This is a genomic window from Bacillus sp. MC1252, from assembly GCF_056838025.1.
Genome location: NZ_CM166369.1, coordinates 2,554,304 through 2,576,986 on the forward strand (window position 1 = coordinate 2,554,304; position 22,683 = coordinate 2,576,986).

Genomic DNA, 22,683 nt, shown 5'->3' on the forward strand with positions numbered 1-22,683 from the left:
CTGAACTCTTCCTTTCTGTTCATGCAACGATGATCAAGAGTCTCTAGGCGTCCTAGACTCTTCTTCACTATATGAAGAGCAGGTGGGCTGTGTGTCAGTCTACACCTTGCTGAAAAATGAATGTTTTTTATCGTATGCACAGCAAAAAGGAAGCATGCTGATGGCTGACCTTTATTGAGGACGTTTTTGGCAGGTCACACAAAAATGAGTGCCGCGCCCTCCAACAACCGTTTTCTCAATGATACTTCCGCATGTTTGGCAAGGCTCTCCCCGCCGGTCATATACAAGAAGCTGCAATTGAAATGTTCCAATATCGCCTTGTGAATTAATATATGAACGAATCGTGCTTCCTCCCGCATCTACCGCCACTTGAAGTGTGTCGATAATATGCTTGTGAAGCACTTTGCAGGATTCCAGACTTAGCTGATTTGCTTTTGTTTCTGGATGAATGCCTGATTTAAAAAGGACTTCATCCACATAAATATTACCAAGTCCCACGACAATCTTTTGATCAAGTAACGCCGTTTTGACCACGCGGGATGTTTTTTTCAATTGCTCCCATAAATGCTCCGGAGTGAACTGTTCAGAAAAAGGTTCATATCCCAGCTGTGAGAGCGGGAGTTCTTTTTCCTCTTCACCTGGCTGAAATAGATGCATTGTGCCAAATTTCCGCACATCATGGTACCGAAGCTCGGTACCATCTGTAAACGTAAAGACGACGTGTACGTGTTTATCATAAGGCTCAGCTGCTTCATGTACGCGGTATTTTCCTTCCATCCTTAAATGGGAGACCATCACGTAGTGGTCTAAATGAAAGAGTAAGAACTTCCCTCTTCTTTCAATGGTTTGTATGGTTTCTCCTACCATCCTTCTTGCGAACTCTTCCGGTTCCCCAGGACGTTTGATGATGTTTGGCCATTTGATATCGACCGTTTCAATCGTTTTTCCTTTGACTAACCGCTTGAGAGTGCGCCGGACGGTTTCAACTTCTGGTAATTCCGGCATGCTCCTCGCTCCTTTTCTCTCTCTATTTATTTTGCGTCATACCAAGATGGGCCTGAAGCAAAATCAACTTTTAGCGGCACATCAAGCTGAAGTGTGTTTTCCATGACTTCAGGGACAATTTTTTCTAGTATGGCGATTTCTTCTTTCGGCGCTTCGAAGATCAGTTCATCGTGCACCTGCAATAAAAGGTTTGCCTGCAAGTTCTCTTCTTTTAGCTTTCGCGCCATATCAATCATTGCTTTTTTAATAATATCGGCAGCACTGCCTTGAATCGGTGTATTCATCGCCGTTCTTTCTGCAAAGCTTTTAATATTAAAATTACGGCTTGTGATATCCGGGATATATCTTCTGCGTTTTAGAAGCGTCGTGACATAGCCTTTTTGTTTTGCTTCTTGCACAATCTCTTCCATATATGTTTTCACGCCTTTAAAGCTTGTTAAATAGCGTTCAATAAATGCCGCTGCTTCTTTTCTTGTAATTCCAAGGTTTTGAGAAAGTCCATAGTCACTAATTCCATAAACGATTCCGAAGTTCACAGCCTTGGCCTGTCTTCTCATAGAGGAGGTTACTTCTTCTTCTGATATATGGAACACATCCATTGCTGTTTTTGTATGAATATCCATATCTTGCGTAAAGGCTTCGATCAAGTTCTCATCTTGAGAAATATGAGCGAGTACACGCAGCTCGATTTGTGAATAGTCAGCTGCAAACATGAGCCACCCTTCTTTTGATGGAACGAACGCTTGACGAATCTTCCGGCCTTCTTCTAAACGAATCGGGATATTTTGAAGGTTTGGATCCGTTGAGCTTAGTCTTCCTGTTTGCGTGAGCGCCTGATTAAATCTTGTATGAACTTTATGGGTATCCTTGCGCGTTACTTTCATTAAGCCTTCTACGTAGGTCGATTGCAGCTTTCCAATTTGGCGGTAATGCAGAATCGACCGAATAATTTCGTGCTTGTCTTCAAGCTTTTCAAGAACATCGGCAGACGTGGAATAGCCTGTTTTAGTCTTCTTGATCATCGGCAGACCTAATTTTTCAAATAAAATCACACCAAGCTGTTTAGGCGAATTGATGTTAAACGTTTCTCCCGCTAAACGGTGAATGGTTTCTTCATATTCCTTGAGCTTTTTCGTTAATTCTTCACGCATCTTCTCTAGGCGCTCAATATCCACCTTTACCCCAAGAGATTCCATTTCACCCAAGATGAGTGCAAGCGGCAGCTCTAAATCTTCATACAGTTCATGCTGATCATTTTTTTCTAACGCTTCAAGTGTTAGGTCATGCAGGGCAGAGATCGCCGCTGCTTTCCGTCCAAGATGATCTTTTAGCTCATCTTCAGGCGGAATCGCCTGCTTTGCACCTTTTCCGTACACTTTTTCATCAGAAAGAGCAATATTCAGACCATACTCCTTCGCCACACTTGCCACGTCCTCGTATGATTTCTGCGGGTTGACGACATATGAAGCGAGCAGGACATCGTAATCGACACCTTTTAGATCGACATCATGCCATCTGAGGGCGACAACTGCTCTTTTTGAATCAAAGACCCATTTTTTCTTTGTTTCATCCTGTGCCCATTGTTTAAACGCGTCAGATTCTAGTGCATTTTCTTTTGTCATAAAAAACGCACCGTTTTCATTATGGATTGCAAATCCGATCAAATCCGCTTCGTGATAATTATCTCCTAGCTGTTCTACCACAAGCGCAGCATGATCTGTCAGCATATCATCCATTACATCTGTCACCTTTTTCACTTCTAACGCTTCTACTTCGACCTGTTCACCAGTTTCTGGTGCTTCTCCAAGACGCTCTAGCAGCGTTTGAAAGCCTAGTTCTTTGTAAAGGGAAATCACTTGATCCATGTGAGGGCCTTCATAAGCGAGATCTTTGCTCGACACATCAAGTGGTGCTTCTACATGAATTGTCGCCAGCTTTTTACTCATCAAAGCTTGTTCTTTATGTTCTTCAAGCTTTTCTTTTAGCTTTTTGCCGCTGACCTCGTCAATATGTTTAAGCAAGTTTTCAACCGTTTCAAACTGCTTTAACAATTTAATCGCTGTTTTTTCGCCCACACTAGGCACCCCTGGGATATTATCTGAGGAATCTCCCATCAGCCCTTTCATATCGATGATTTGATCTGGACGCAGGCCATATTTTTCTTCAATATGTGCCGGAGTGTAGTATTCTACTTCTGTGATGCCTTTTTTTGTAATAGCCACCGTCGTATGATCAGTTGAAAGCTGCGTTAAATCTTTATCTCCTGAGAAGATTTTGACTTCAAAGCCGTCTTTTTCTGCCTCCACAGCTAATGTACCGATAATATCATCTGCCTCATATTGAGGAAGCTCGTACCTTTTCACGTGATAGGCATCTAATAGTTCACGAATGAACGGCATTTGTTCTGATAGCTCTGGCGGCGTTTTTTGTCTTCCACCTTTATATTCTTTAAATGTCTCGTGACGGAACGTTGTTTTTCCCGCATCAAAAGCGACGAGCATATGGGTCGGCTTCTCGTCCTCCAGCATTTTCATGAGGATCATCGCAAAGCCATAAATGGCATTTGTATGTACGCCTTTATCATTTGATAATAGCGGCAAAGCAAAAAAGGCTCGATAAGCGAGACTGTTTCCATCCACTAGCACTAATTTCTTTTTGTCTGTCATGTTTTTAATCCTCCATCGACTGAGCCATCTCAGCCGTCTCTTTCACACGTTGTATCTTTATTTTATCAAAGTTTATTTTGAAAAGAAAATAGACGAACCTGCATAAAAAAGGGACGAAAACAACAAGTGCTTTCGTCCTTCCAAAATTGGCTCCTTGGATGAAGGGGTTCCTATTCATCCTACCAATGATTGTTTAACAAAACATGAATTCATTGTAAAGATCATGTAAATTTTAACGCGACTTTCCTTTTTCTTTATTTCGATTTCAGGCTTACTGTAAAAGTCGTCCCTTTGCCTTGTTTGCTGTGGACGGAAATTGTCCCTTCATGTGCTTCGACAAGGTGTTTGACAATGGCAAGGCCAAGCCCTGTACCGCCTGAATTTCTGCTTCTATCTCTATCAATTCGATAAAATCTTTCGAATATTCTTGGAATCTCCCTTTTTTTCATACCGATTCCTGTATCTGCTACATCAAATTCATAGCCGTCTTTCCGTGGTCTTGCCGAGATCGTGACACTTCCCCCCTCCGGTGTATAGGTGAGCGCATTGTTCACGAGGTTGAGGAAGATTTGCTTTAATCTCAGCGGGTCAGCCATGACATAGACCGGTTCTTTCGGAACACGCACAAGCAATTGTACCCCTTTTTCTGAAGCTTTATGTTTCAATAAGACTTCAATCTCCTGGATAATTTCTGTCGCATTGGCTTCTTGTATGTTCAACTTAAACTGCTGTTGTTCAATTTTAGACAGATCGAGTAAGTCTTGAATGAGTGTTTCTAAACGGACACTCTCTTTTAGGATGATCGAAAGGAATTCTGTCAGCGCTTCTTTGTCATCAATCGCTCCATCAAGAAGGGTTTCGGAAAACCCTTTAATCGATGTAATCGGTGTCTTTAATTCATGGGAGACGTTCGCGACAAAGTCTTTTCGCATCTGTTCTAGCTGCTTTGTTTCTGTCACATCATGAAACACAAGGACAATCCCTTTCCATTCATCGTCCGTACTTAAGATTGGGACGCCATCGACTTGGAAGTAGCGTCGTTCGATCTCAACGGCTAGACGTAAAAACTTCCGAACCTTGGTTTCTGTCATGAAAATTTCGTCAATTAGCTCAATAATCTCTTCATGTGTGAAAGCTTCATGGTACAGTTTGTGCATGTAAATATGCTTTTGTACCTTAAATTGTTTGCGGAAAGTTCGATTGACCAGGTTGATATAACCCATTTTATCAATCAAAATAATCCCCGCTCCAATGTTTTCAATGACCGTTTGTAGGCGGTCTCGCTGCATTTCACCAGCGCTTGTCATTTCTTGAAGGCTTTCTGCAAGGCGCTTCATCGATGTATTGAGCTCACTTGTTTCAATGATCAGCTCTTCATAGTTATTGGTATCATAGTTCCCGCGTTCAAGCTGTTTGGCTACCTTTGTCGCATAATCAATCGGTTTCACATACTTCATCGACATGCGGTAGCCAAAGAAGACGATGATTATGATAGCCGAACCAAGACAAAAGGCTAATGCAAGCCACAGCTGGCCGTCAATTTCATTTAAAGGCTGATATGAAGCATGAAGAAATAAATATCCCCCTGGTTCGTTTTGATTCATGATAGGGACTACATAATGAAATAGCGCATCCTTCTCATCATCAATGACCGCTCCTTTTGTTTGCAGGCGTTCATTTTTCAGCGTGTTTTGAATAATGGCTCTTTGTTCTGCTTGACCCGTTGTATGTATGATATTCCCCTTCAGGTCCACAATCGACGCATTCATATCGAGATGCTGCTTTGCCTGTTTGAGGATCTCCTTGTTTTGGTCCGCCTTCAGATCATCACCATTCATTGAAGAAAGGAGAAAGCTCGATTCCTTTTCCATTCGTTCCGTTAATTTTGTTTCATAGAAAACATGAAACATGTGATCCAGGAAAAGACCAAGTGCAACAAACACAATAAAAAGGAGAAAAATGAGCCCTGAAAACAGGCGGGTCCTAATTTTACTCATTTGGCTTTGGCTCCTCCAATTTGTAGCCTAAGCCGCGAATGGTTTTAATATATGTTGGTTTTTTTGTATTCTTTTCAATTTTGTCTCGCAAGTGGCTGATATGAACATCCACAATACGTGTGTCTCCTGCAAAGTCATAATTCCATACGGCACTTAATAATAGATCACGCGTGAGAACACGGCCTTTATGCTTGGCCAAATAAAGCAGCAGTTCAAATTCCTTTGGCGTAAGCTCTAAACGTTCTTCTTGGAAGTAGACTTCGTAATGTTCAGGTAAAATGCGGAGTTCACCAATTTTGATTTGGTCTGCAATGATCTCTTCCTTCTCCTCTTGCGTGGGGACAGGCTGAGATTGCTGCGCTCGTCTCAAAATGGCTTTTACCCGAGCACCAACTTCTCTAGGACTGAATGGCTTTGTCATGTAATCATCGGCTCCAAGTTCAAGGCCGAGCACCTTATCAAATTCATCGTCCTTTGCTGTCAGCATTAAAATAGGGAACATCATTTTTTGAATTCTCAGTTGTTTGCACACTTCAATGCCGTCCATCTTCGGAAGCATTAAATCTAATACAATGAGATCAGGCTGTTCACTTGCTGCTTTTTCAAGTGCTTCTTCCCCATCTCTTGCTGTGACGACATCATAGCCCGCCCTTTCAAGGTTATAGCTTAGAAGTGTTACAATCGATTCTTCATCATCCACAACTAATATTTTTTTATTCATGTTGTGCCTCCAATTAGTGATTTCCCCTGCATCCGGTTTTTTGTATCTTATGTGAAAAGCGAGAAGTCATGCTTTCTCTTTCATTTTAACGAAAGCTTAACAAGAGGACAATTTAAAATTTCGACAAGTTTTGTTTTGTAAACAAAAAGAAGGCCCCCTATTAAGAGAAGCCTTCTTTTTGATTCATATTAAGACAATACTTTCATGACGTTCTTAACAGATTCAACAGATTGATCAAGCTTACTTCTTTCTTCTTCTGTCAGCTCAAGCTCAATGATCTGCTCAAGGCCGTTTCCACCTACGATTGTTGGAACACCAAGGTAAATGCCTTCGTAGCCATATTCACCTTCAAGGTATGCAATCGTTGGGATGACGCGGCGCTGATCTTTTAGGATCGCCTCAACCATTTCAACTAGTGAAGCAGCAGGTGCATAATACGCACTACCGTTACCTAATAGGTTGACGATTTCACCGCCGCCTTTTCTTGTTCTTTCAACAATCGCATCAATTCGATCTTTTGGAATCAATGTTTCAAGCGGGATACCACCTGCATAAGAGTAACGAACAAGCGGAACCATGTCATCGCCATGTCCACCAAGTACAAAGCCCGTCACATCTTTGACAGATAGGTTTAATTCTTGAGCAACGAACGTACGGAAACGTGCTGTATCAAGAATGCCCGATTGTCCAATGACTTTTTCTTTTGGTAATCCTGATTCTTTATAAACTGCATATGTCATTGCATCAACAGGGTTTGTTAACACAACAATGATCGCTTCTGGAGAATATTTAACAATTTCGCGTGTCACACTGCGCATGATTTTTTCATTTGTTGACACGAGGTCGTCACGGCTCATTCCCGGCTTTCTTGCAATTCCTGCCGTAATGACCACTACATCAGAACCGGCTGTATCTTCGTAGTTAGAAGTTCCTGTAATGTTTGCATCGAAGCCTTGAACAGGGCTTGCTTCCAGCATATCAAGTGCTTTCCCTTTTGTTGGGTTCTCAAGCTGAGGAATATCGACTAATACGACATCCGCTAATTCTTTTTGAGCCGTTAGAAATGCTGTAGTTGCTCCAGTAAAGCCTGCTCCGATGACAGATACTTTTTTACGCTTGTTTGCCATTTCTTTTTTCCCCTTTAACTTTAAAGTTTAAGAATCAAGACAAGTTTTTGATGAGCTCGTCAGCAAACTCAGAACACTTCACTTCTGTTGCGCCATCCATTAATCTAGCAAAATCGTATGTGACGACTTTTGATGCGATTGTTTTTTCAACAGATTGAATCACTAGATCAGCTGCTTCCTGCCAGCCAAGGTGCTCAAGTAAAAGCACGCCTGATAGAAGAACAGAAGATGGATTCACTTTATCAAGACCAGCATATTTCGGAGCTGTTCCGTGAGTCGCTTCAAAAATAGCGTGTCCTGTTTCGTAGTTGATGTTTGCCCCTGGTGCGATACCAATTCCACCAACTTGTGCTGCAAGTGCATCAGAGATGTAGTCTCCGTTTAAGTTCATTGTTGCAACAACCTCAAACTCAGCTGGACGAGTTAGGATTTGTTGAAGGAAAATATCTGCAATGCTGTCTTTGACAATGATTTTGCCAGCAGCTTCTGCTTCACTTTGCGCTTTGTTTGCCGCATCTTTTCCATCTTTTTCTACAATACGATCATATTGTGCCCATGTAAAGACTTTGTCGCCAAACTCTTTTTCAGCCACTTCGTAGCCCCAGTTTTTGAAGGCACCTTCTGTAAATTTCATGATGTTTCCTTTGTGAACAAGCGTCACAGATTTACGACCTTGGTCAATTGCATATTGGATAGCTGCTCTGACAAGACGAGATGTTCCTTCTTCAGAAACTGGCTTGATCCCGATACCTGAAGTTTCTGGGAAACGGATTTTGTTCACACCTAATTCGTTTTTCAAGAAGTCGATTAACTTCTTCACTTCGTCTGATCCTTTTGCATACTCGATTCCTGCATAGATATCTTCAGTGTTCTCACGGAAGATAACCATATCTGTATCTTCTGGACGTTTCACAGGAGATGGTACGCCTTGGAACCAGCGAACTGGACGTAAGCATGTGAATAAATCAAGCTCTTGTCTAAGTGCCACGTTTAATGAACGGATTCCTCCACCAATTGGTGTTGTAAGTGGTCCTTTAATAGCAATTAAGTATTCACGAATGTCTTCAAGCGTTTGCTCTGGAAGCCACTCTCCAGTTTTATTGTAAGCTTTTTCACCTGCATATACTTCTTTCCAAGTGATTTGCTTTTCACCTTTATATGCTTTTTCTACAGCTGCTTCAAGAACTCTTGATGCTGCTTTCCAAATGTCAGGACCGATTCCGTCCCCTTCGATAAACGGGATAATTGGATTATTTGGTACATTCAATACGCCGCCAGTAACTGTAATTTTTTCGCCTTGTGACAATGATATTACCTCCCAGGTTATGTAGTGAATATTTGAAACTTCTTGGCTTGATGTCTGCAAGCGAAGAAGTTTTTCACATGATTCGTTTTTTGTTGATATGGAGGCTGATTGGTTTATTTGGATCAGCCTCCGCTTATTCTATAAACATTAGTCTCTTTCACTGATCGGAACAAACGTTTGAAGATCAGGTCCAATGTAATCAGCTCTTGGACGGATAAGACGGTTGTTGTCATATTGCTCTAAAATGTGAGCGATCCATCCAGAGAATCGGCTGATCACGAAAATTGGTGTAAACAAGTCATGATCAATACCAAGACTGTGATATACAGATGCAGAATAAAAATCGACATTCGGTGGAAGATTTTTCTCTGATGTCACGATTTCCTCTGCGCGAACAGACATTTCATACCATTTCGGCTCACCAGTCAGGTTTGTTAAACGCTGGCTCATTTCTTTTAGATGTTTAGCACGCGGGTCACCTTGGCGGTATACACGGTGGCCAAAGCCCATAATTTTTTCTTTCTTCTCTAGCTTACCATGAATATAGGAATCTACGTTTTCGACTTCGCCAATTTCTGAAAGCATCTTCATCACGCCTTCATTGGCGCCGCCATGAAGCGGTCCTTTAAGCGCGCCGATGGCTGCTGTTACACCAGAGTAGATATCTGACAGTGTAGCAACACATACACGTGCTGTAAATGTCGACGCATTTAATTCATGATCCGCATGTAGAATGAGTGCCTTATCAATTGCCTCAATTTCTACTGGTGATGGTTCTTCGCCGTTTAGCATATACAAGAAGTTCGCAGCATAGCTGTATTCTTCTTTTGGCTGTACAGGCTCAAGCCCCTTTCGAATGCGTGAGAACGCAGCGACAAGACCAGAAATTTTCGCCTGTAATCGAATGGCTTTTCTGTAATTCGCTTCTTTGTCCATAATCTCTGATTCATCATCGAGTAAACCTAGTAAGGATACCGCTGTACGAATCGCAGACATTGGATGAACCCCATCCAGCGAATAAGATTTAAAGTGCTCAATGATTTCTTGCGGAATGTGAGCATTTTCATTGAGCTGCTGTTTTAGTTCACTCAGCTCCTGCTCATTCGGCAGCTTTAAGTGCCATAACAGGTAGACAATTTCTTCGAATGTAGCTTTTTCAGTTAAATCATCAATATTGTACCCTACATAAGTAAGAGTATCATCAATAATTGAGCTTACGGATGAAGTTGTTGCCACAATACCTTCTAGACCTCTTGTTGCTGTCATGTTCAATCTCCCCTTTTTAAAAAGATTCCCCTTCGTTGCAGAATTCTCGCTTTTGAAAGCGCTATCCAATCCGAATATGTTGGCAGGTTCAGAAAAGAAAATGCTTACATTTACCTATACGGTTAGAGCGCTTTTAGCCTCATATCTCTTGTGTGATCAATGAGTTCAAAATTAAGCCTATTCCCATTATAAACAATAATCAGACATTTGTTAAATGTTTAACTATAATTTTTTTTGATAAATTTTTTTTCAGCCTTCCGTTTAGGGCATGGAATAAAGGGATTTTACTTCTTTTAATATATTTAATTATGTTTTATTGCAAAAGCTCGCGCAAGAAAAAAATAAAAAAGAAAGTGACATGAGCCACTCTCTTTTCATCCGCTGAAAAATTTCACAGCTTGCATCGCCAAATAGGCAATTCCTGCACCGATCAGCGGGCCAACAGCCACACCTTTAAATAAACTGACGGCCAAAATCGTGCCGAATACAAGCGCTGCCGTAATATGCGGATCATTTTCGAGTAGTACAATGCCGTTTTTTGCAATAAGTGCTACTAATATACCCGCTCCAAGTGCAATCCAAGCATAGGAAGATTTCACCGCTTCTCCAAGCTGCTTAAATCCAATGTCACCTGTTGCGATCGGCACAAGCACAGCAATTGTAATGACGGTCACCCCCCAATTGATTCCTTTTGATTGCAGAACCGGGAAAATTTTCTGATCCAGGCCAATGAGCTTAATCACAATCAGCACAGAAACCGCTAAAATTAACGAATTGTTCTTCGCAATAAGTGCAATAACGAGTAAAAGAACCAAAAATAAATTTGCTTGAGTAAACATACGCCGCCCCTTCCTTTCTTTTTATTGCGACCTTTTCATATTACTAATCTTTTTGAATAAAATGAAGTATCGGACATGCTTGTTTTTTTGGAGGGGATTGTGTGAATCACGCCTATGTGGCCATTTTTCTGCGAAGTTTGATGATGATCAGCATTGCCGTGTTTGCGGTTGTCTTTTTATATCAGTCTTTTCCGTTTTTATATCCTTTTTGGATCGCACTTGTTGTGTCGTGTTTGATTCATCCTGCCGTCTGCAAAATAGAAGAGATCACCGGGATGCCAAGAGGGTTTGTCGTGGTTATTGTTCTATTGCTCTTTTTAGTGGCTGCAGCCGGCTTAATGACGCTTTTAGTAGCGGAAATCATTTCAGGAAGTGCTTATTTAGCAAAAGTATTGCCTGATCACCTTGATCAAATGATCAGTATTGTGGAGCAGTTTTTCACAAATAAAATTCTGCCTTTATATCATGATTTGACTGCCCAATTTAATACACTTCAAGCAGGACAAAAGGAATCAATTTTGGGACAAATTCAAGCACTTGGCGACGAAGCAGCCGCGAAAATCGGGACTTTTCTTTCAAAAACACTCGAACTCATTCCGGTTTTTTTAGGTCTTTTGCCTGATGCAGCAGCAACGCTTTTATTTTCCGCACTAGCGACTTTTTTTATCACAAAAGATTGGTTTACTTTAAAAAAATATGGTTCACGTATCTTTCCCGCAAAGTGGATGCAGCATACACGCGCCATTTTATCTGAAATCAAAAAAGCGATTACTGGCTTTATGAAAGCTCAGCTTCTGCTCGTTGCCATAACCATCGGCATCGTGCTCATCGGGCTGATCATCTTAAAAGTCGATCATGCTTTTGTGATCGCATTATGTATTGGGCTTGTCGATTTACTTCCTTACATCGGCAGCGGAACTGTTTTTCTACCTTGGATCATTTACTCCGCCATGACAGGCAATCTTTCACTTGCCATCGGGCTGGGCATTTTGTATATTGTCGTATTAATTCAAAGACAAATATCAGAGCCGAAAGTCTTAAGTAAATCCATCGGGCTTAATCCTTTAGCAACGCTTGTAGCACTATTTGTCGGGTTAAAATGGTTTGGTTTTCTCGGACTTGCCCTTGGCCCCGCTTCTCTTGTCGTATGGCAGGCGTTTCGTAATGCAGGTGTTTTCAGGGATATTTATCAGTACATTAGGTATGGCATGCAAAAGTAAAAGAGACCTTCTGATGAGGTCTCTTTAGCGAATAATGGTATAGCGTTTCCGGTTTGACATGTTTCTGAGCCAGCGTTCAAAGAGCGGCTTGATTCGTTTTCTCGTCATCGGAATGAGCAGCAAGGCCCCAATGAGATCCGATAAGAAGCCTGGAATGAGCAGCAGCAAACCGCCAATGAGAATGCAAAAGCCATCTACAATGGTTGCCCCTGGCATCTTGCCATATTGTAAATCTCGCTGCACTTTCTGAAATGCTTCAATTCCTTGCTTTCTTGCAAAATAAGCACCTAATGCACTCGTGAGCACGATGATGAGCATCGTTGGTAAAATGCCAATGATTTTACTTGAGATTAAAAACAAACTAATTTCCACTGCAGGGAACAGAATCAATAATAGTAGAAAATATTTCAACCATATCACCTCATGGGGTATCTTTCATCGAAAGCTGTTTACTTTTTTAGTGTAACATAAAAAAAGAGAGGAGTCAGACAACTCCCCTCGTGTGTGATTTAAAGGACGCTTGCACGGCCTTTGTAGATCGCTCCGCGTGTTGGATCTACTGTAATCTCTTCGCCTTCTTTTAGAAGTGTTGTTGCGCTGTCAAGACCAACAATCACTGGAATGCCAAGGCTGAGTCCAACGACTGCTGCATGGCTTGTTAAACCGCCTTCTTCTGTGATAAGAGCAGATGCTTTCTCTAAAGCGCCCATCATATCACGGTCTGTGCAGTTCGCTACAAGAATTGCACCATCGTACATTTTTTCGTCTGCTTCTTTTCCGCTTTGTGCAATGACAACCGGTCCAAATGCAGATTTACGGCCAATTCCTTGACCCTTCGCAATGATGTCACCGACAACATATACTTTCATTAAGTTCGTTGTACCTGTTTCACCAACTGGCACACCTGCTGTAATCACAATCAAGTCGCCATGTCTGACATAGCCAGTTTCAATTGACTTCTCTACTGCATTCTCAAGCATTTCATCTGTAGAGTTCGTATTTGATCCGCTCTTAGCAAATACGCCGAATACAAGAGATAGCTTTCTAGCCACTGATTCGTTTGCTGTTACCGCTACGATTGGTGCTTTTGGTCTATATTTTGAAATCATTCTCGCTGTATGACCGCTTTCAGTAGGTGTCACAATCGCTGCCACGTCAAGCTTCATTGCTGTATGCGCAACTGATTGGCCGATGGCATCTGTAATGCTGACTTCTACTTCTTCGCTTCTGCGAGAAAGAATCGCTTTATAGTTTAGTGCTTCCTCTGAACGTGATGCAATGTTGTGCATCGTTTGTACAGCTTCAACTGGGTATGTCCCTGCTGCTGTTTCACCAGAAAGCATAATCGCATCTGTGCCGTCAAATATCGCATTTGCCACGTCACTTGCTTCCGCACGAGTTGGACGAGGGTTACGCTGCATGCTGTCCAGCATTTGAGTAGCTGTGATCACAGGCTTGCCTAAACGATTGCATTTTTTAATCAGCATTTTTTGAACAAGCGGTACTTCTTCTGCTGGGATCTCTACACCAAGGTCTCCACGTGCAACCATCAGACCGTCTGATACCTCAAGGATCTCATCGATGTTATCAACACCCTCTTGGTTTTCAATCTTAGGAATGATTTGAATGTCAGCCGCGTTATTCTTTTCAAGAAGCTCACGAATTTCAAGAACATCAGAAGCTCGTCTTACAAAAGAAGCTGCGATGAAATCAACGCCTTGTTCAATTCCGAACAGAATATCATTGGCATCTTTTTCTGTAATACCTGGCAGGTTCACACTCACACCTGGTACGTTTACACCTTTTTTGTTTTTGAGCGTGCCAGTATTCATGACTTTCGTGACGATTTCTTTGCGGTCCTTGTTGAGTTCTTTGACCTCTAAACCAATGAGACCATCATCTAATAGAATGGTTGAGCCCACTTCTACATCATGAATTAAATCTTCGTACGTCACACTAATTCTTTCCGTATTCCCTACAATGTCTTCCATACTCACGATGAGATCAGCACCAGCTACTAGCTCAATTGAGCCGTTTTCAACAGTACGTGTACGGATCTCTGGACCTTTTGTATCAAGAAGGATCGCAATGTCCTTGCCTAAAGTTTTACCTGCTTTACGAATGTTTTCGATGCGTGCACCATGCTCTTCAAAATCTCCATGAGAGAAGTTTAGTCTGGCTACATTCATTCCTGCTTCAATCAATTCAGTCAGCGTTTCAATGCTTTCACTTGCTGGACCGATTGTACAAACAATTTTTGTCTTTCTCATTACTGTTCCTCCTAAGGTCTTCTCGTTTTATATAGAGAGCTCTTGTGAAAGTCGGTACATATGTTGATCGACTGTATGTTTTTTATCTAAGATTTCTAAAATATCGTGATGAACGAGTTCATTGCTTTGAATGCCCACACAGCGTCCGCCACTTCCTTCAAGAAGAAGCTCCACTGCATACGCTCCTAAACGGCTTGCCAGCACCCGGTCAAACGCACTTGGAGAACCTCCGCGCTGAATATGTCCTAAGACAGATACACGTGTTTCAAGGCTTGTCTCCTCTTCAATTCGCTTGCCAAATTCAACACCGCTGCCTACGCCTTCTGCTACGATGATGATACTGTGCTTCTTGCCGCGCTCATGACCTCTTCTCAATCTGGCAATAATTTCGTCCATGTCATAGTCTGCTTCAGGAATCAAAATAGATTCAGCTCCGCCCGCAAGACCTGACCAGAGGGCAATATCACCAGCATGTCTTCCCATTACTTCCACTACGTATGTACGTTCATGAGATGTGGCTGTATCACGAATTTTATCAATGGCATCAATGACAGTATTCAGTGCTGTATCAAAGCCAATAGTGAAATCAGTACCTGGAATATCGTTGTCAATCGTGCCAGGGACACCTACACATGGAAAACCGAGCTCTGTTAATTTCTTCGCTCCCATGAATGAGCCATCTCCACCAATGACAACAAGCCCTTCAATACCGAATTTTTTTAAGTTTTCAATCCCTTTTTCGCGACCTTCAACTGTCTTGAATTCAGGGCATCTTGCCGTGTAAAGTTTTGTTCCTCCACGATGAATAATATCGCCTACTGAACCTATTTCGAGTTTCTCAATTTTACCGTTAATTAGACCTGAATATCCATTATAAATACCGTAAACTTCAACATTATGGTAAATTGCTTTTCTTACAACTGCGCGCACAGCTGCATTCATTCCTGGGGAATCCCCACCGCTCGTTAAAACTCCTATACGCTTCATCTTTTTCACCTCAGAGACCATATATGAATTAAACATACCATTTCCATTGCTTGAAAACAATCATGAGCAAAACCGGATGTTTTCAATACGAATTTCTAAAACCGTACTTATTATACAATTAAATAAACCGTTTTTAAACAAAAGTTAAGAAAGTCATGAAAGCAAATCTCTCAAAAACTTGTAGGATCAAGCGCTCTAAACCTTATCATATCAAGGTTTTCAGACGTTTCAAATTTTATGAAAACAAAAGAAAATTATTTTCAAATAGCGCTTACACAAGGAAGGTTTTCATAAAAAAAGATGAAAAAAAATAAACGTCAGCCAAAAAGGCTGTACGTTTATTTAGTTTACCCCAATATATTGATTTTCAATCGACACTTTGCCAATTGCTTTGTATTTTTGATATCTTTGTTCGACTAATTCTTCTGGCGATAGTTTGAGCAAAGATGTAAGTGACTGTTTTAATGTTTGATCCATGTAGGCTGCTTGTTGTTTCACGTCTCGATGTGCTCCACCTTGCACTTCTTTAATAACATCATCTATAATATCTAATTCTTTTAGGTCTGGAGCGGTAATTTTCATTGTTTCTGCAGCTTTTTTAGCAAGTGATGAGTCCTTCCAGAGCAGTGCTGCTGCACCTTCAGGTGAAATCACTGAATACGTTGAGTTCTCTAGCATGAATAGGTGGTTTCCTACGCCTAAGCCTAGTGCTCCGCCACTTCCGCCTTCTCCAATGACAATACAGACAACCGGTACACGAAGTCCTGCCATTTCGAATAAGTTTTTCGCAATTGCTTCACTTTGCCCGCGTTCTTCAGCTGCTTTACCAGGATAAGCTCCTTTTGTATCAATAAAGCAAATGATGGGGCGATTAAATTTATCTGCTTGTTTCATCAAGCGCAGCGCTTTACGGTAACCTTCTGGATGAGGCATTCCGAAATTACGGCGCAAGTTTTCTTTTGTGTCTTTTCCACGCTGATGGCCAATGACTGTGACAGGAAGCCCTTTAAACGTGGCGATTCCTCCAACAATGGCTTCATCATCGCCATAGAAACGATCACCATGACATTCGAAAAAGTTGTCAAACAGCTCTTGAATGTAATCGAGAGTTGTTGGACGCATGGCATGACGTGCAATTTGCACTCTGTCCCATGGTTTTAAATTTGTATAAATGTCCGCTTCAAGCTTACTCAGACGTGTTTCAAGGCGCTCAATTTCTGCACTTAAATCCATTTCTGAGTTTTGTGTGAACTTTTTCAATTCATCAATCTTCGCTCTAAGTTCGATGACAGGTTTTTCAAATTCTAGTTCTCCAGCCACTCTCGTTCACCTCCTGTGCTGTGTAATGCTAAGATTTGACCCAGTTTTTCTTTCATCTCTGCACGGTGAATGACAGCATCCAATTGACCATGCTTCATTAAAAATTCAGCCGTTTGGAAGTCCTCTGGCAGGTCTTCACGAATGGTTTGTTCAATGATTCTGCGGCCTGCAAAACCAATTAATGCACCAGGTTCTGCAAAGTTGTAATCACCGAGAGACGCAAAACTAGCTGATACACCGCCAGTTGTCGGGTTGGTCATCACAGAGATAATCAAACCTTGGTCCTCGCTGAACAGCTTTAATGCTGAACTTGTTTTTGCCATCTGCATGAGACTGAGAATCCCCTCTTGCATTCTCGCTCCGCCAGATGCAGTAAAGATAATAAATGGCACCTTGTCCGCTTTTGCTTTCTCAATAGCCAGTGTGATCTTTTCACCAACGACCGAGCCCATACTTCCCATACGGAACGTGGCATCCATGACAGCAATTACAGCACTTTGGCCTTCAATTTCACCTTTACCTGTGACAATGGCTTCATTCAAAGATGTCTTTTCTCTGTCTTTCTCAAGCTTTTCTTCGTAGCCTGGGAAACCGAGCGGGTTTTCAGAAATCAGGTGCCCGTTAAATTCTTCAAATGTGCCTTCGTCTACAAGGCTTTCAATACGCTGTTTTGCATTCATTTGCAAATGTCTGCCGCAATTCATACAAACACGTAAATTTTTATCTAGTTCTTTGGTGAGCATTATTTTTTTACATTGCGGACATTTGGTCATGATGCCTTCAGGGACATCTTGACTTGCCTGTTCAGAGGGTACAGATGCATATTTTTTCTTTTTACTGAAAATGTTCTTGATTGACAAATGACTACCTCCCTTTTTGAAGGGTTTTTTCTTTACACGCACATCCACTATTATAGGACATGTCATAACTGTACCGAAACTATTGTACTTTTTTTGTCAAACGCTGTCATCCTTCATTCCATTTTTTTAGTGGGGAATTGATGAGAAATGAGTATGTGTTTGGGGCGCTGAGCAGTTGATATATTTGAATTGTGAACGTCTACAAAAAAATCTCATTCCGGATGAAAAAATTTTCGTATCAGAGAGGAAATGGTGCACGCCTTTCCTCCTATTCCAGAAAGAACGTGCACACTTTTCCAATTCGATTACTCGCCGATAATCGTTAATTTTCTTGTTTTTTCTGCAACAGCTTCTGGGTCTACTTTGATTCTTGCAACGCCTGTTTCCATTGCTGCTTTTGCCACTGCTTTAGCTACCGCTGGTGCTACACGTGCATCAAATGGTGCAGGGATGACGTATTCCGCTGACAATTCTTCATCTGATACAAGGGAAGCAATCGCTTCAACAGCTGCAATTTTCATTTCTTCGTTAATGTGTGTTGCACGTACATCGAGCGCTCCGCGGAAAATGCCAGGGAATGCAAGGACGTTGTTCACTTGGTTCGGGAAGTCAGAACGGCCAGTTCCTACAACACTTGCACCTGCTGCATGTGCATCTTCTGGCATGATCTCTGGGTTTGGATTTGCCATTGCGAAGATCACAGGATCTTTTGCCATTTTTCCAACCATTTCTTTTGTTAAAGCACCTGCTACTGAAACGCCGATAAAGACATCTGCGCCTTCAATTACTTCTTCTAAAGAGCCTTCTTTACGGTCTTGGTTCGTAAATTTAGCTACTTCGTTTTTCACTGCATTCATACCATTTGGACGGCCTTCATAAATAGCGCCTTTTGTATCACACATAATGATATCACGTACACCGAAATGATAAAGAAGTTTGATAATCGCAATACCTGCTGCGCCAGCGCCGTTTGCAACAACTTTGATTGAAGACATTGATTTTCCAGACAGTTTAAGGGCATTGACAAGTCCTGCCACTGTTACAATCGCTGTTCCATGCTGATCATCATGGAAAACAGGAATGTTTGTCTCCTTTTTCAAACGCTCTTCAATGATGAAGCAGTTTGGTGCTGCAATATCTTCAAGGTTCACGCCGCCAAACGTCGGCTCAAGAAGCTTCACTGTTTCAACGATTTTGTCTACATCGTTTGTTGCAAGTGCGATTGGGAATGCATCAACACCTGCAAAACTTTTGAATAATACAGCTTTACCTTCCATGACCGGAAGAGATGCTTCCGCACCGATATTTCCAAGCCCTAACACAGCGCTTCCGTCTGTGACAACAGCGACCATATTACCTTTCATTGTATAATCATACACTTTGCTTGTGTCGTCATAAATATCTTTACATGGCTCTGCAACACCTGGTGAGTAAGCCAAGCTCAAGTCTTTCGCATTTTTCACTTGTACTTTTGATTTTGATTCGAGTTTGCCTTGATTCTCTTTGTGCATATGTAATGCTTCTTCTCTTAATGACATGTGATGAACACTCCTTCAAGTGGAAAATGATTTAATGAATTGCTAAGTTGATAAGCACATACTTGGCAGTTTAAATACACAGAATCTTTAAAATGATAACACAATAGGTGAAATTGTAAAACATATTCAGACGATTTGTCATCATTTAATCACAACGTTTTGTTCACCGAGCAGCTCTTTTAACTGGAAGATCACGGCATGATCTGCATGAACTTTGTATGCATCTGGAAGTCTCATCGTCTTTTTTTGCTTTTCATAATACAAATAGACATCTGCTTCTCCGCTGTGCAAAGAGATCACTCGTTTTACTTGCTCAAGCAGCTCCTGCGTATGGTTTTCTTCTTTCACCCGAATGTAGACAGACTCTTTTCTTTTTGTGCCCATCTCTTCAAGCAGAACTGCTTCTTGCACGATGATTTGACTGCTGTCATTTCTGACATCTATTCTGCCTTCAACATAAAGCATGGCGCCCTCCTCAAGTAAGGGGGACAGCTTTCTGAATTGCTCTGGAAAGACGACGCCTTCCATTTCTCCCGTTTCATCCCCAAATGTGACAAATGCCATCGATTGTCCATTTTTTGTTCGAATCGATTTCACTTTTGTCAAAAGACCACCCATTGAGATCGTTCGCTTTATATAAGAAGAAAGTCTGATGATTTCTACTGCTCCATTCTCTCTTAAACGATCTCGATACGCTTGTACTGGGTGGTTTGATAAATATAAACCGAGTGCCTCTTTTTCAAATTGCAAAAGGTCGACAAGCGGCAGTTCGTCTATCTCAGCATATTTTGGCTTAATGGAGAAGGTTGTATCCCCAAGAAAGTCCAGCTGGTCCTCAGGTGTTAAAAATGACACGTGGTCTAACGCAATATCTATCGATGCTAAAAGCGAAGCACGATTTGGATAAAACTCATCCATCGCCCCTGAAAAAATGAGCGCTTCAATCGTTTTTCGGTTTACACTCTTTGGTGATACCCTTGCGCAAAAATCAAATAAATCTTCAAACGGCTTTTCCTGTCTTGCTCTGTATATATCCTTTACAGCTGACACTCCGACATTTTTGATCGCTCTTAAGCTGTAGCGGATCTCCCCTTTTTCAACCGTAAATGGAAATTCACTCTTATTAATAGAAGGCTTCAACACAGAGATCCCTTTTTCCTTTGCCTCATAGAAATATTGAGCGACTTTGTCTTCATTTCCAATCACACTAGTTAAAAGTCCGCACATAAAATATAACGGATAATGCGCTTTTAAATAAGCAAGCTGAAAGCCAATCATGCTATATGCGACAGCATGGCTTCTATTAAAACCATAGTTTGCAAATTTGACGATTAAGTCATAAACATCATTTGCAATGTTAACAGGATACTCCTTTTTTAGGCATCCTTCAACAAAATGGCTTCGCTCTTCATCAAGGACCTTTTTATCCTTTTTTGAAACGGCCCTTCTTAATAGATCGGCCTCGCCTAGCTGAAAGCCCGCCATCTTTGCTGCAATCAGCATGATTTGCTCTTGGTAAACGATGACCCCGTAAGTGTCCTTTAAAATGTCATACAAATCTGGGTGCGGGTAAGAGACCTTCACCCTGCCGTGCTTTCGGTCGATAAAGAGCGGGATATTCTCCATTGGACCTGGCCGGTAGAGGGCATTGACTGCCACGATGTCTTCTAGACTAGAAGGTTTCAGCCGTCTTAGCACCTGGCGCATCCCCTGTGATTCAAGCTGGAAAATCCCTGTTGTATCTCCTGCTGATAACAATTCAAACGTTTTTTGATCTTGATACGAAATGTCACTAAAGTTAATGTGGACGTTCTCCTGTCTTTCAATCTGGTTTTTAATGGATTCGATTAGCGTTAAGTTTCTTAACCCTAAGAAATCCATCTTTAGAAGTCCTAGATCTTCTAAATAATTCATGGCATACTGCGTTAAATACACACCATCATGGCCGTCTTGGATCGGAACAACCTGCGTCAGCGGCTCTTCGCTTAGCACAACGCCGGCTGCATGTGTCGACGTGTGTCTTGGCAAGCCTTCTACCTTTAAAGCTGTCTGGAAGACCTTTCGAAGTTCTTCTGATTGCTGGAGCAGCGTTTTTAATTCGGGAGATGCGGCCACCGCTTCTTTCAGCGTCGTCCCTGGCTTCGATGGGACGAGCTTTGCAAGACGGTCCGCTGCCTTTGAATCAATCCCCATCACACGTCCGACATCCCTTAAGGCTGCCTTTGCAGCAAGCGTTCCAAACGTAACAATTTGAGCCACATGCATGTCCCCGTATTTGTCTTTTACATAAGAAATCATTTCATCTCTTCTCGTGTCAGGAAAATCAATATCAATATCCGGCATGCTGATTCGCTCAGGATTTAAGAAACGCTCAAATAAAAGGCCGTGACGGATCGGATCGACATCTGTAATAGACAGAACATAGGCAACAAGTGAGCCTGCTGCTGACCCCCGTCCTGGGCCTGTGACAATGCCGTGGTCATGCGCATACTTCATAAAATCCCATACAATAAGAAAATAATCACTGAAATTCATTTTTTGGATAATGCTTAGCTCATACTCAAGCCTTTTGACATACGTTTCATTTGAAGCGATCTTTCTTTGTTTCATGCCTTCCGCGCACACTCTTCGTAAAAATTGATCTGCTGTCGATTGATCAGGAGTTGGATAGGATGGCAGTTTTGTCTGTCCAAGATTTAAATCTACTTCACAGCGGTCTGCGATCTCAACCGTTCTTGAAAGCAGTTCAGGATCATCCGCATACCATTCCGTCATCTCTTCGATGGATCTGAAATGCTTTTCTCCTCGGTCTTCCTCTATATCTGAAAGCTGCTGTCCTGCTTTTATGGCCTTTAAACATGTATACGCCGTTTTGTCCTCTCGGTTGATGTAATGAACATCTCCCGTCGCGACAAGTGGAATTTCCGCACTTTTTGAGACGTCCCGCAGCTTTCCGGCAAGCGACTCGTCTTGCTGAAATGGCTGAACCGCAATGTACACATGCCCCCCGCCAAAAATACGTTTCAAATGGCTTGCTGCATCGTGCGCTTCTTCTAACTGATCATGCTTCAGCAGCGTTTCAATATAGCCAGATGTGCCTGGCGTTATGGCAATAAGCCCATGATGATAGCTTTTCAGCCATTTTTCTTTCAGTCCAGCTTTTGATTTTGATTTCAGCACACTACTAATTTTGATCAGATTTTGATAGCCTTCATTGTTTTTTGCAAGGAGTACCAAGGGATAAGCCTCTGTCTCTTGTTCATCTATGAAGACAGAAGCTGTTAAACCGATGACCGGCTTGATGCCATGTTTTTTACATTCCTTATAAAATTCAACCGTTCCATACATCACATGGTCATCGGTAAGAGCGAGCGCTTTGCAGCCAAGTTCTTTCGCTTTTAGCACGAGCTCCTTTACCTTAGCTGCACTGCTTAACAAGCTGTATCCACTGTGGACCTGAAGATGAACATAAGACATGCTTAATCCACTCCTTTCGTCTAAAGTCATTCTTTCATTATAAAACGCGATGCGGTGAGAAACAAATGTTCTTTCTTTTCCGTC

16 protein-coding genes are annotated in these 22,683 nt (G+C 41.8%); 1 reads left to right on the forward strand and 15 read right to left on the reverse strand.

Annotation, left to right across the window (positions count from 1 at the left end):
* Nucleotides 1-171: 171 nt before the first annotated feature.
* From mutM to ACYH0L_RS13175, 8 genes are all read right to left on the reverse strand, one after another.
* A complete protein-coding gene (gene mutM, locus ACYH0L_RS13140) occupies nucleotides 172-1,005 on the reverse strand; it encodes a DNA-formamidopyrimidine glycosylase (RefSeq protein ID WP_230031030.1) in 834 nt (277 codons plus the stop codon).
* Between the two features lie 26 nt (nucleotides 1,006-1,031).
* Entirely contained in the window at nucleotides 1,032-3,671 is a 2,640-nt protein-coding gene (polA, locus tag ACYH0L_RS13145; RefSeq protein WP_099726903.1) for a DNA polymerase I, read from the reverse strand.
* A gap of 254 nt (nucleotides 3,672-3,925) precedes the next feature.
* Nucleotides 3,926-5,668 (reverse strand): two-component system histidine kinase PnpS, encoded by a 1,743-nt coding sequence (pnpS, locus tag ACYH0L_RS13150; RefSeq protein ID WP_099726902.1) that lies wholly within the window; start codon nucleotides 5,666-5,668, stop codon nucleotides 3,926-3,928.
* Entirely contained in the window at nucleotides 5,661-6,389 is a 729-nt protein-coding gene (locus ACYH0L_RS13155; protein ID WP_230031032.1) for a response regulator transcription factor, read from the reverse strand. The genes pnpS and ACYH0L_RS13155 overlap by 8 nt, the downstream gene beginning before the upstream one ends.
* 188 nt (nucleotides 6,390-6,577) lie before the next feature.
* Nucleotides 6,578-7,516 carry a malate dehydrogenase gene (gene mdh / locus ACYH0L_RS13160; RefSeq protein ID WP_099726900.1) on the reverse strand — a complete coding sequence of 313 codons (939 nt, stop codon included), beginning with the start codon at nucleotides 7,514-7,516 and terminating at the stop codon, nucleotides 6,578-6,580.
* Between the two features lie 34 nt (nucleotides 7,517-7,550).
* Nucleotides 7,551-8,822 carry an NADP-dependent isocitrate dehydrogenase gene (gene icd, locus ACYH0L_RS13165; protein WP_099726899.1) on the reverse strand — a complete coding sequence of 424 codons (1,272 nt, stop codon included), beginning with the start codon at nucleotides 8,820-8,822 and terminating at the stop codon, nucleotides 7,551-7,553.
* Nucleotides 8,823-8,969: 147 nt separating this feature from the next.
* The gene (gene citZ / locus ACYH0L_RS13170; RefSeq protein ID WP_008346063.1) at nucleotides 8,970-10,088 is read right to left on the reverse strand and encodes a citrate synthase; all 1,119 of its coding nucleotides are present in this window, start codon (nucleotides 10,086-10,088) and stop codon (nucleotides 8,970-8,972) included.
* Between the two features lie 374 nt (nucleotides 10,089-10,462).
* Entirely contained in the window at nucleotides 10,463-10,927 is a 465-nt protein-coding gene (locus ACYH0L_RS13175) for a DUF441 domain-containing protein (protein ID WP_099726898.1), read from the reverse strand.
* A gap of 101 nt (nucleotides 10,928-11,028) precedes the next feature.
* Between ACYH0L_RS13175 and ytvI the strand changes: the two genes are divergently transcribed.
* On the forward strand, nucleotides 11,029-12,147 hold the full coding sequence (ytvI, locus tag ACYH0L_RS13180) for a sporulation integral membrane protein YtvI (RefSeq protein ID WP_482354093.1): 1,119 nt from the start codon (nucleotides 11,029-11,031) through the stop codon (nucleotides 12,145-12,147).
* Nucleotides 12,148-12,171: 24 nt separating this feature from the next.
* Here the strand turns inward: ytvI and ACYH0L_RS13185 are convergent, their stop codons facing one another.
* From ACYH0L_RS13185 to dnaE, 7 genes are all read right to left on the reverse strand, one after another.
* On the reverse strand, nucleotides 12,172-12,558 hold the full coding sequence (locus ACYH0L_RS13185) for an FxsA family protein (protein ID WP_099726896.1): 387 nt from the start codon (nucleotides 12,556-12,558) through the stop codon (nucleotides 12,172-12,174).
* Nucleotides 12,559-12,656: 98 nt separating this feature from the next.
* A complete protein-coding gene (gene pyk / locus ACYH0L_RS13190) occupies nucleotides 12,657-14,417 on the reverse strand; it encodes a pyruvate kinase (protein ID WP_099726895.1) in 1,761 nt (586 codons plus the stop codon).
* Between the two features lie 27 nt (nucleotides 14,418-14,444).
* On the reverse strand, nucleotides 14,445-15,404 hold the full coding sequence (gene pfkA / locus ACYH0L_RS13195) for a 6-phosphofructokinase (protein ID WP_099726894.1): 960 nt from the start codon (nucleotides 15,402-15,404) through the stop codon (nucleotides 14,445-14,447).
* A gap of 342 nt (nucleotides 15,405-15,746) precedes the next feature.
* Nucleotides 15,747-16,724 carry an acetyl-CoA carboxylase carboxyl transferase subunit alpha gene (gene accA / locus ACYH0L_RS13200; protein ID WP_034320966.1) on the reverse strand — a complete coding sequence of 326 codons (978 nt, stop codon included), beginning with the start codon at nucleotides 16,722-16,724 and terminating at the stop codon, nucleotides 15,747-15,749.
* Nucleotides 16,709-17,584, reverse strand: coding sequence for an acetyl-CoA carboxylase, carboxyltransferase subunit beta (gene accD, locus ACYH0L_RS13205; protein WP_099726893.1), 876 nt, complete (start codon nucleotides 17,582-17,584; stop codon nucleotides 16,709-16,711). The genes accA and accD overlap by 16 nt, the downstream gene beginning before the upstream one ends.
* A 305-nt stretch (nucleotides 17,585-17,889) precedes the next feature.
* Nucleotides 17,890-19,122: an NADP-dependent malic enzyme gene (gene ystJ, locus ACYH0L_RS13210; RefSeq protein ID WP_025092260.1), complete on the reverse strand. Its 1,233-nt coding sequence runs from the start codon at nucleotides 19,120-19,122 to the stop codon at nucleotides 17,890-17,892.
* A 141-nt stretch (nucleotides 19,123-19,263) separates the two neighbouring features.
* Complete coding sequence (gene dnaE, locus ACYH0L_RS13215; RefSeq protein WP_482354094.1) at nucleotides 19,264-22,599, reverse strand: DNA polymerase III subunit alpha; 3,336 nt, start codon at nucleotides 22,597-22,599, stop codon at nucleotides 19,264-19,266.
* Between the last annotated feature and the right edge of the window lie 84 nt (nucleotides 22,600-22,683).

Bases quoted from the DNA above. Each gene is read 5' to 3' on its own strand.
- mutM (WP_230031030.1), bottom strand. From the start codon at position 1,005: ATGCCGGAATTACCAGAAGTTGAAACCGTCCGGCGCACTCTCAAGCGG.
- polA (WP_099726903.1), bottom strand. From the start codon at position 3,671: ATGACAGACAAAAAGAAATTAGTGCTAGTGGATGGAAACAGTCTCGCT.
- pnpS (WP_099726902.1), bottom strand. From the start codon at position 5,668: ATGAGTAAAATTAGGACCCGCCTGTTTTCAGGGCTCATTTTTCTCCTT.
- ACYH0L_RS13155 (WP_230031032.1), bottom strand. From the start codon at position 6,389: ATGAATAAAAAAATATTAGTTGTGGATGATGAAGAATCGATTGTAACA.
- mdh (WP_099726900.1), bottom strand. From the start codon at position 7,516: ATGGCAAACAAGCGTAAAAAAGTATCTGTCATCGGAGCAGGCTTTACT.
- citZ (WP_008346063.1), bottom strand. From the start codon at position 10,088: ATGACAGCAACAAGAGGTCTAGAAGGTATTGTGGCAACAACTTCATCC.
- ACYH0L_RS13175 (WP_099726898.1), bottom strand. From the start codon at position 10,927: ATGTTTACTCAAGCAAATTTATTTTTGGTTCTTTTACTCGTTATTGCA.
- pyk (WP_099726895.1), bottom strand. From the start codon at position 14,417: ATGAGAAAGACAAAAATTGTTTGTACAATCGGTCCAGCAAGTGAAAGC.
- pfkA (WP_099726894.1), bottom strand. From the start codon at position 15,404: ATGAAGCGTATAGGAGTTTTAACGAGCGGTGGGGATTCCCCAGGAATG.
- ystJ (WP_025092260.1), bottom strand. From the start codon at position 19,122: ATGTCATTAAGAGAAGAAGCATTACATATGCACAAAGAGAATCAAGGC.
- dnaE (WP_482354094.1), bottom strand. From the start codon at position 22,599: ATGTCTTATGTTCATCTTCAGGTCCACAGTGGATACAGCTTGTTAAGC.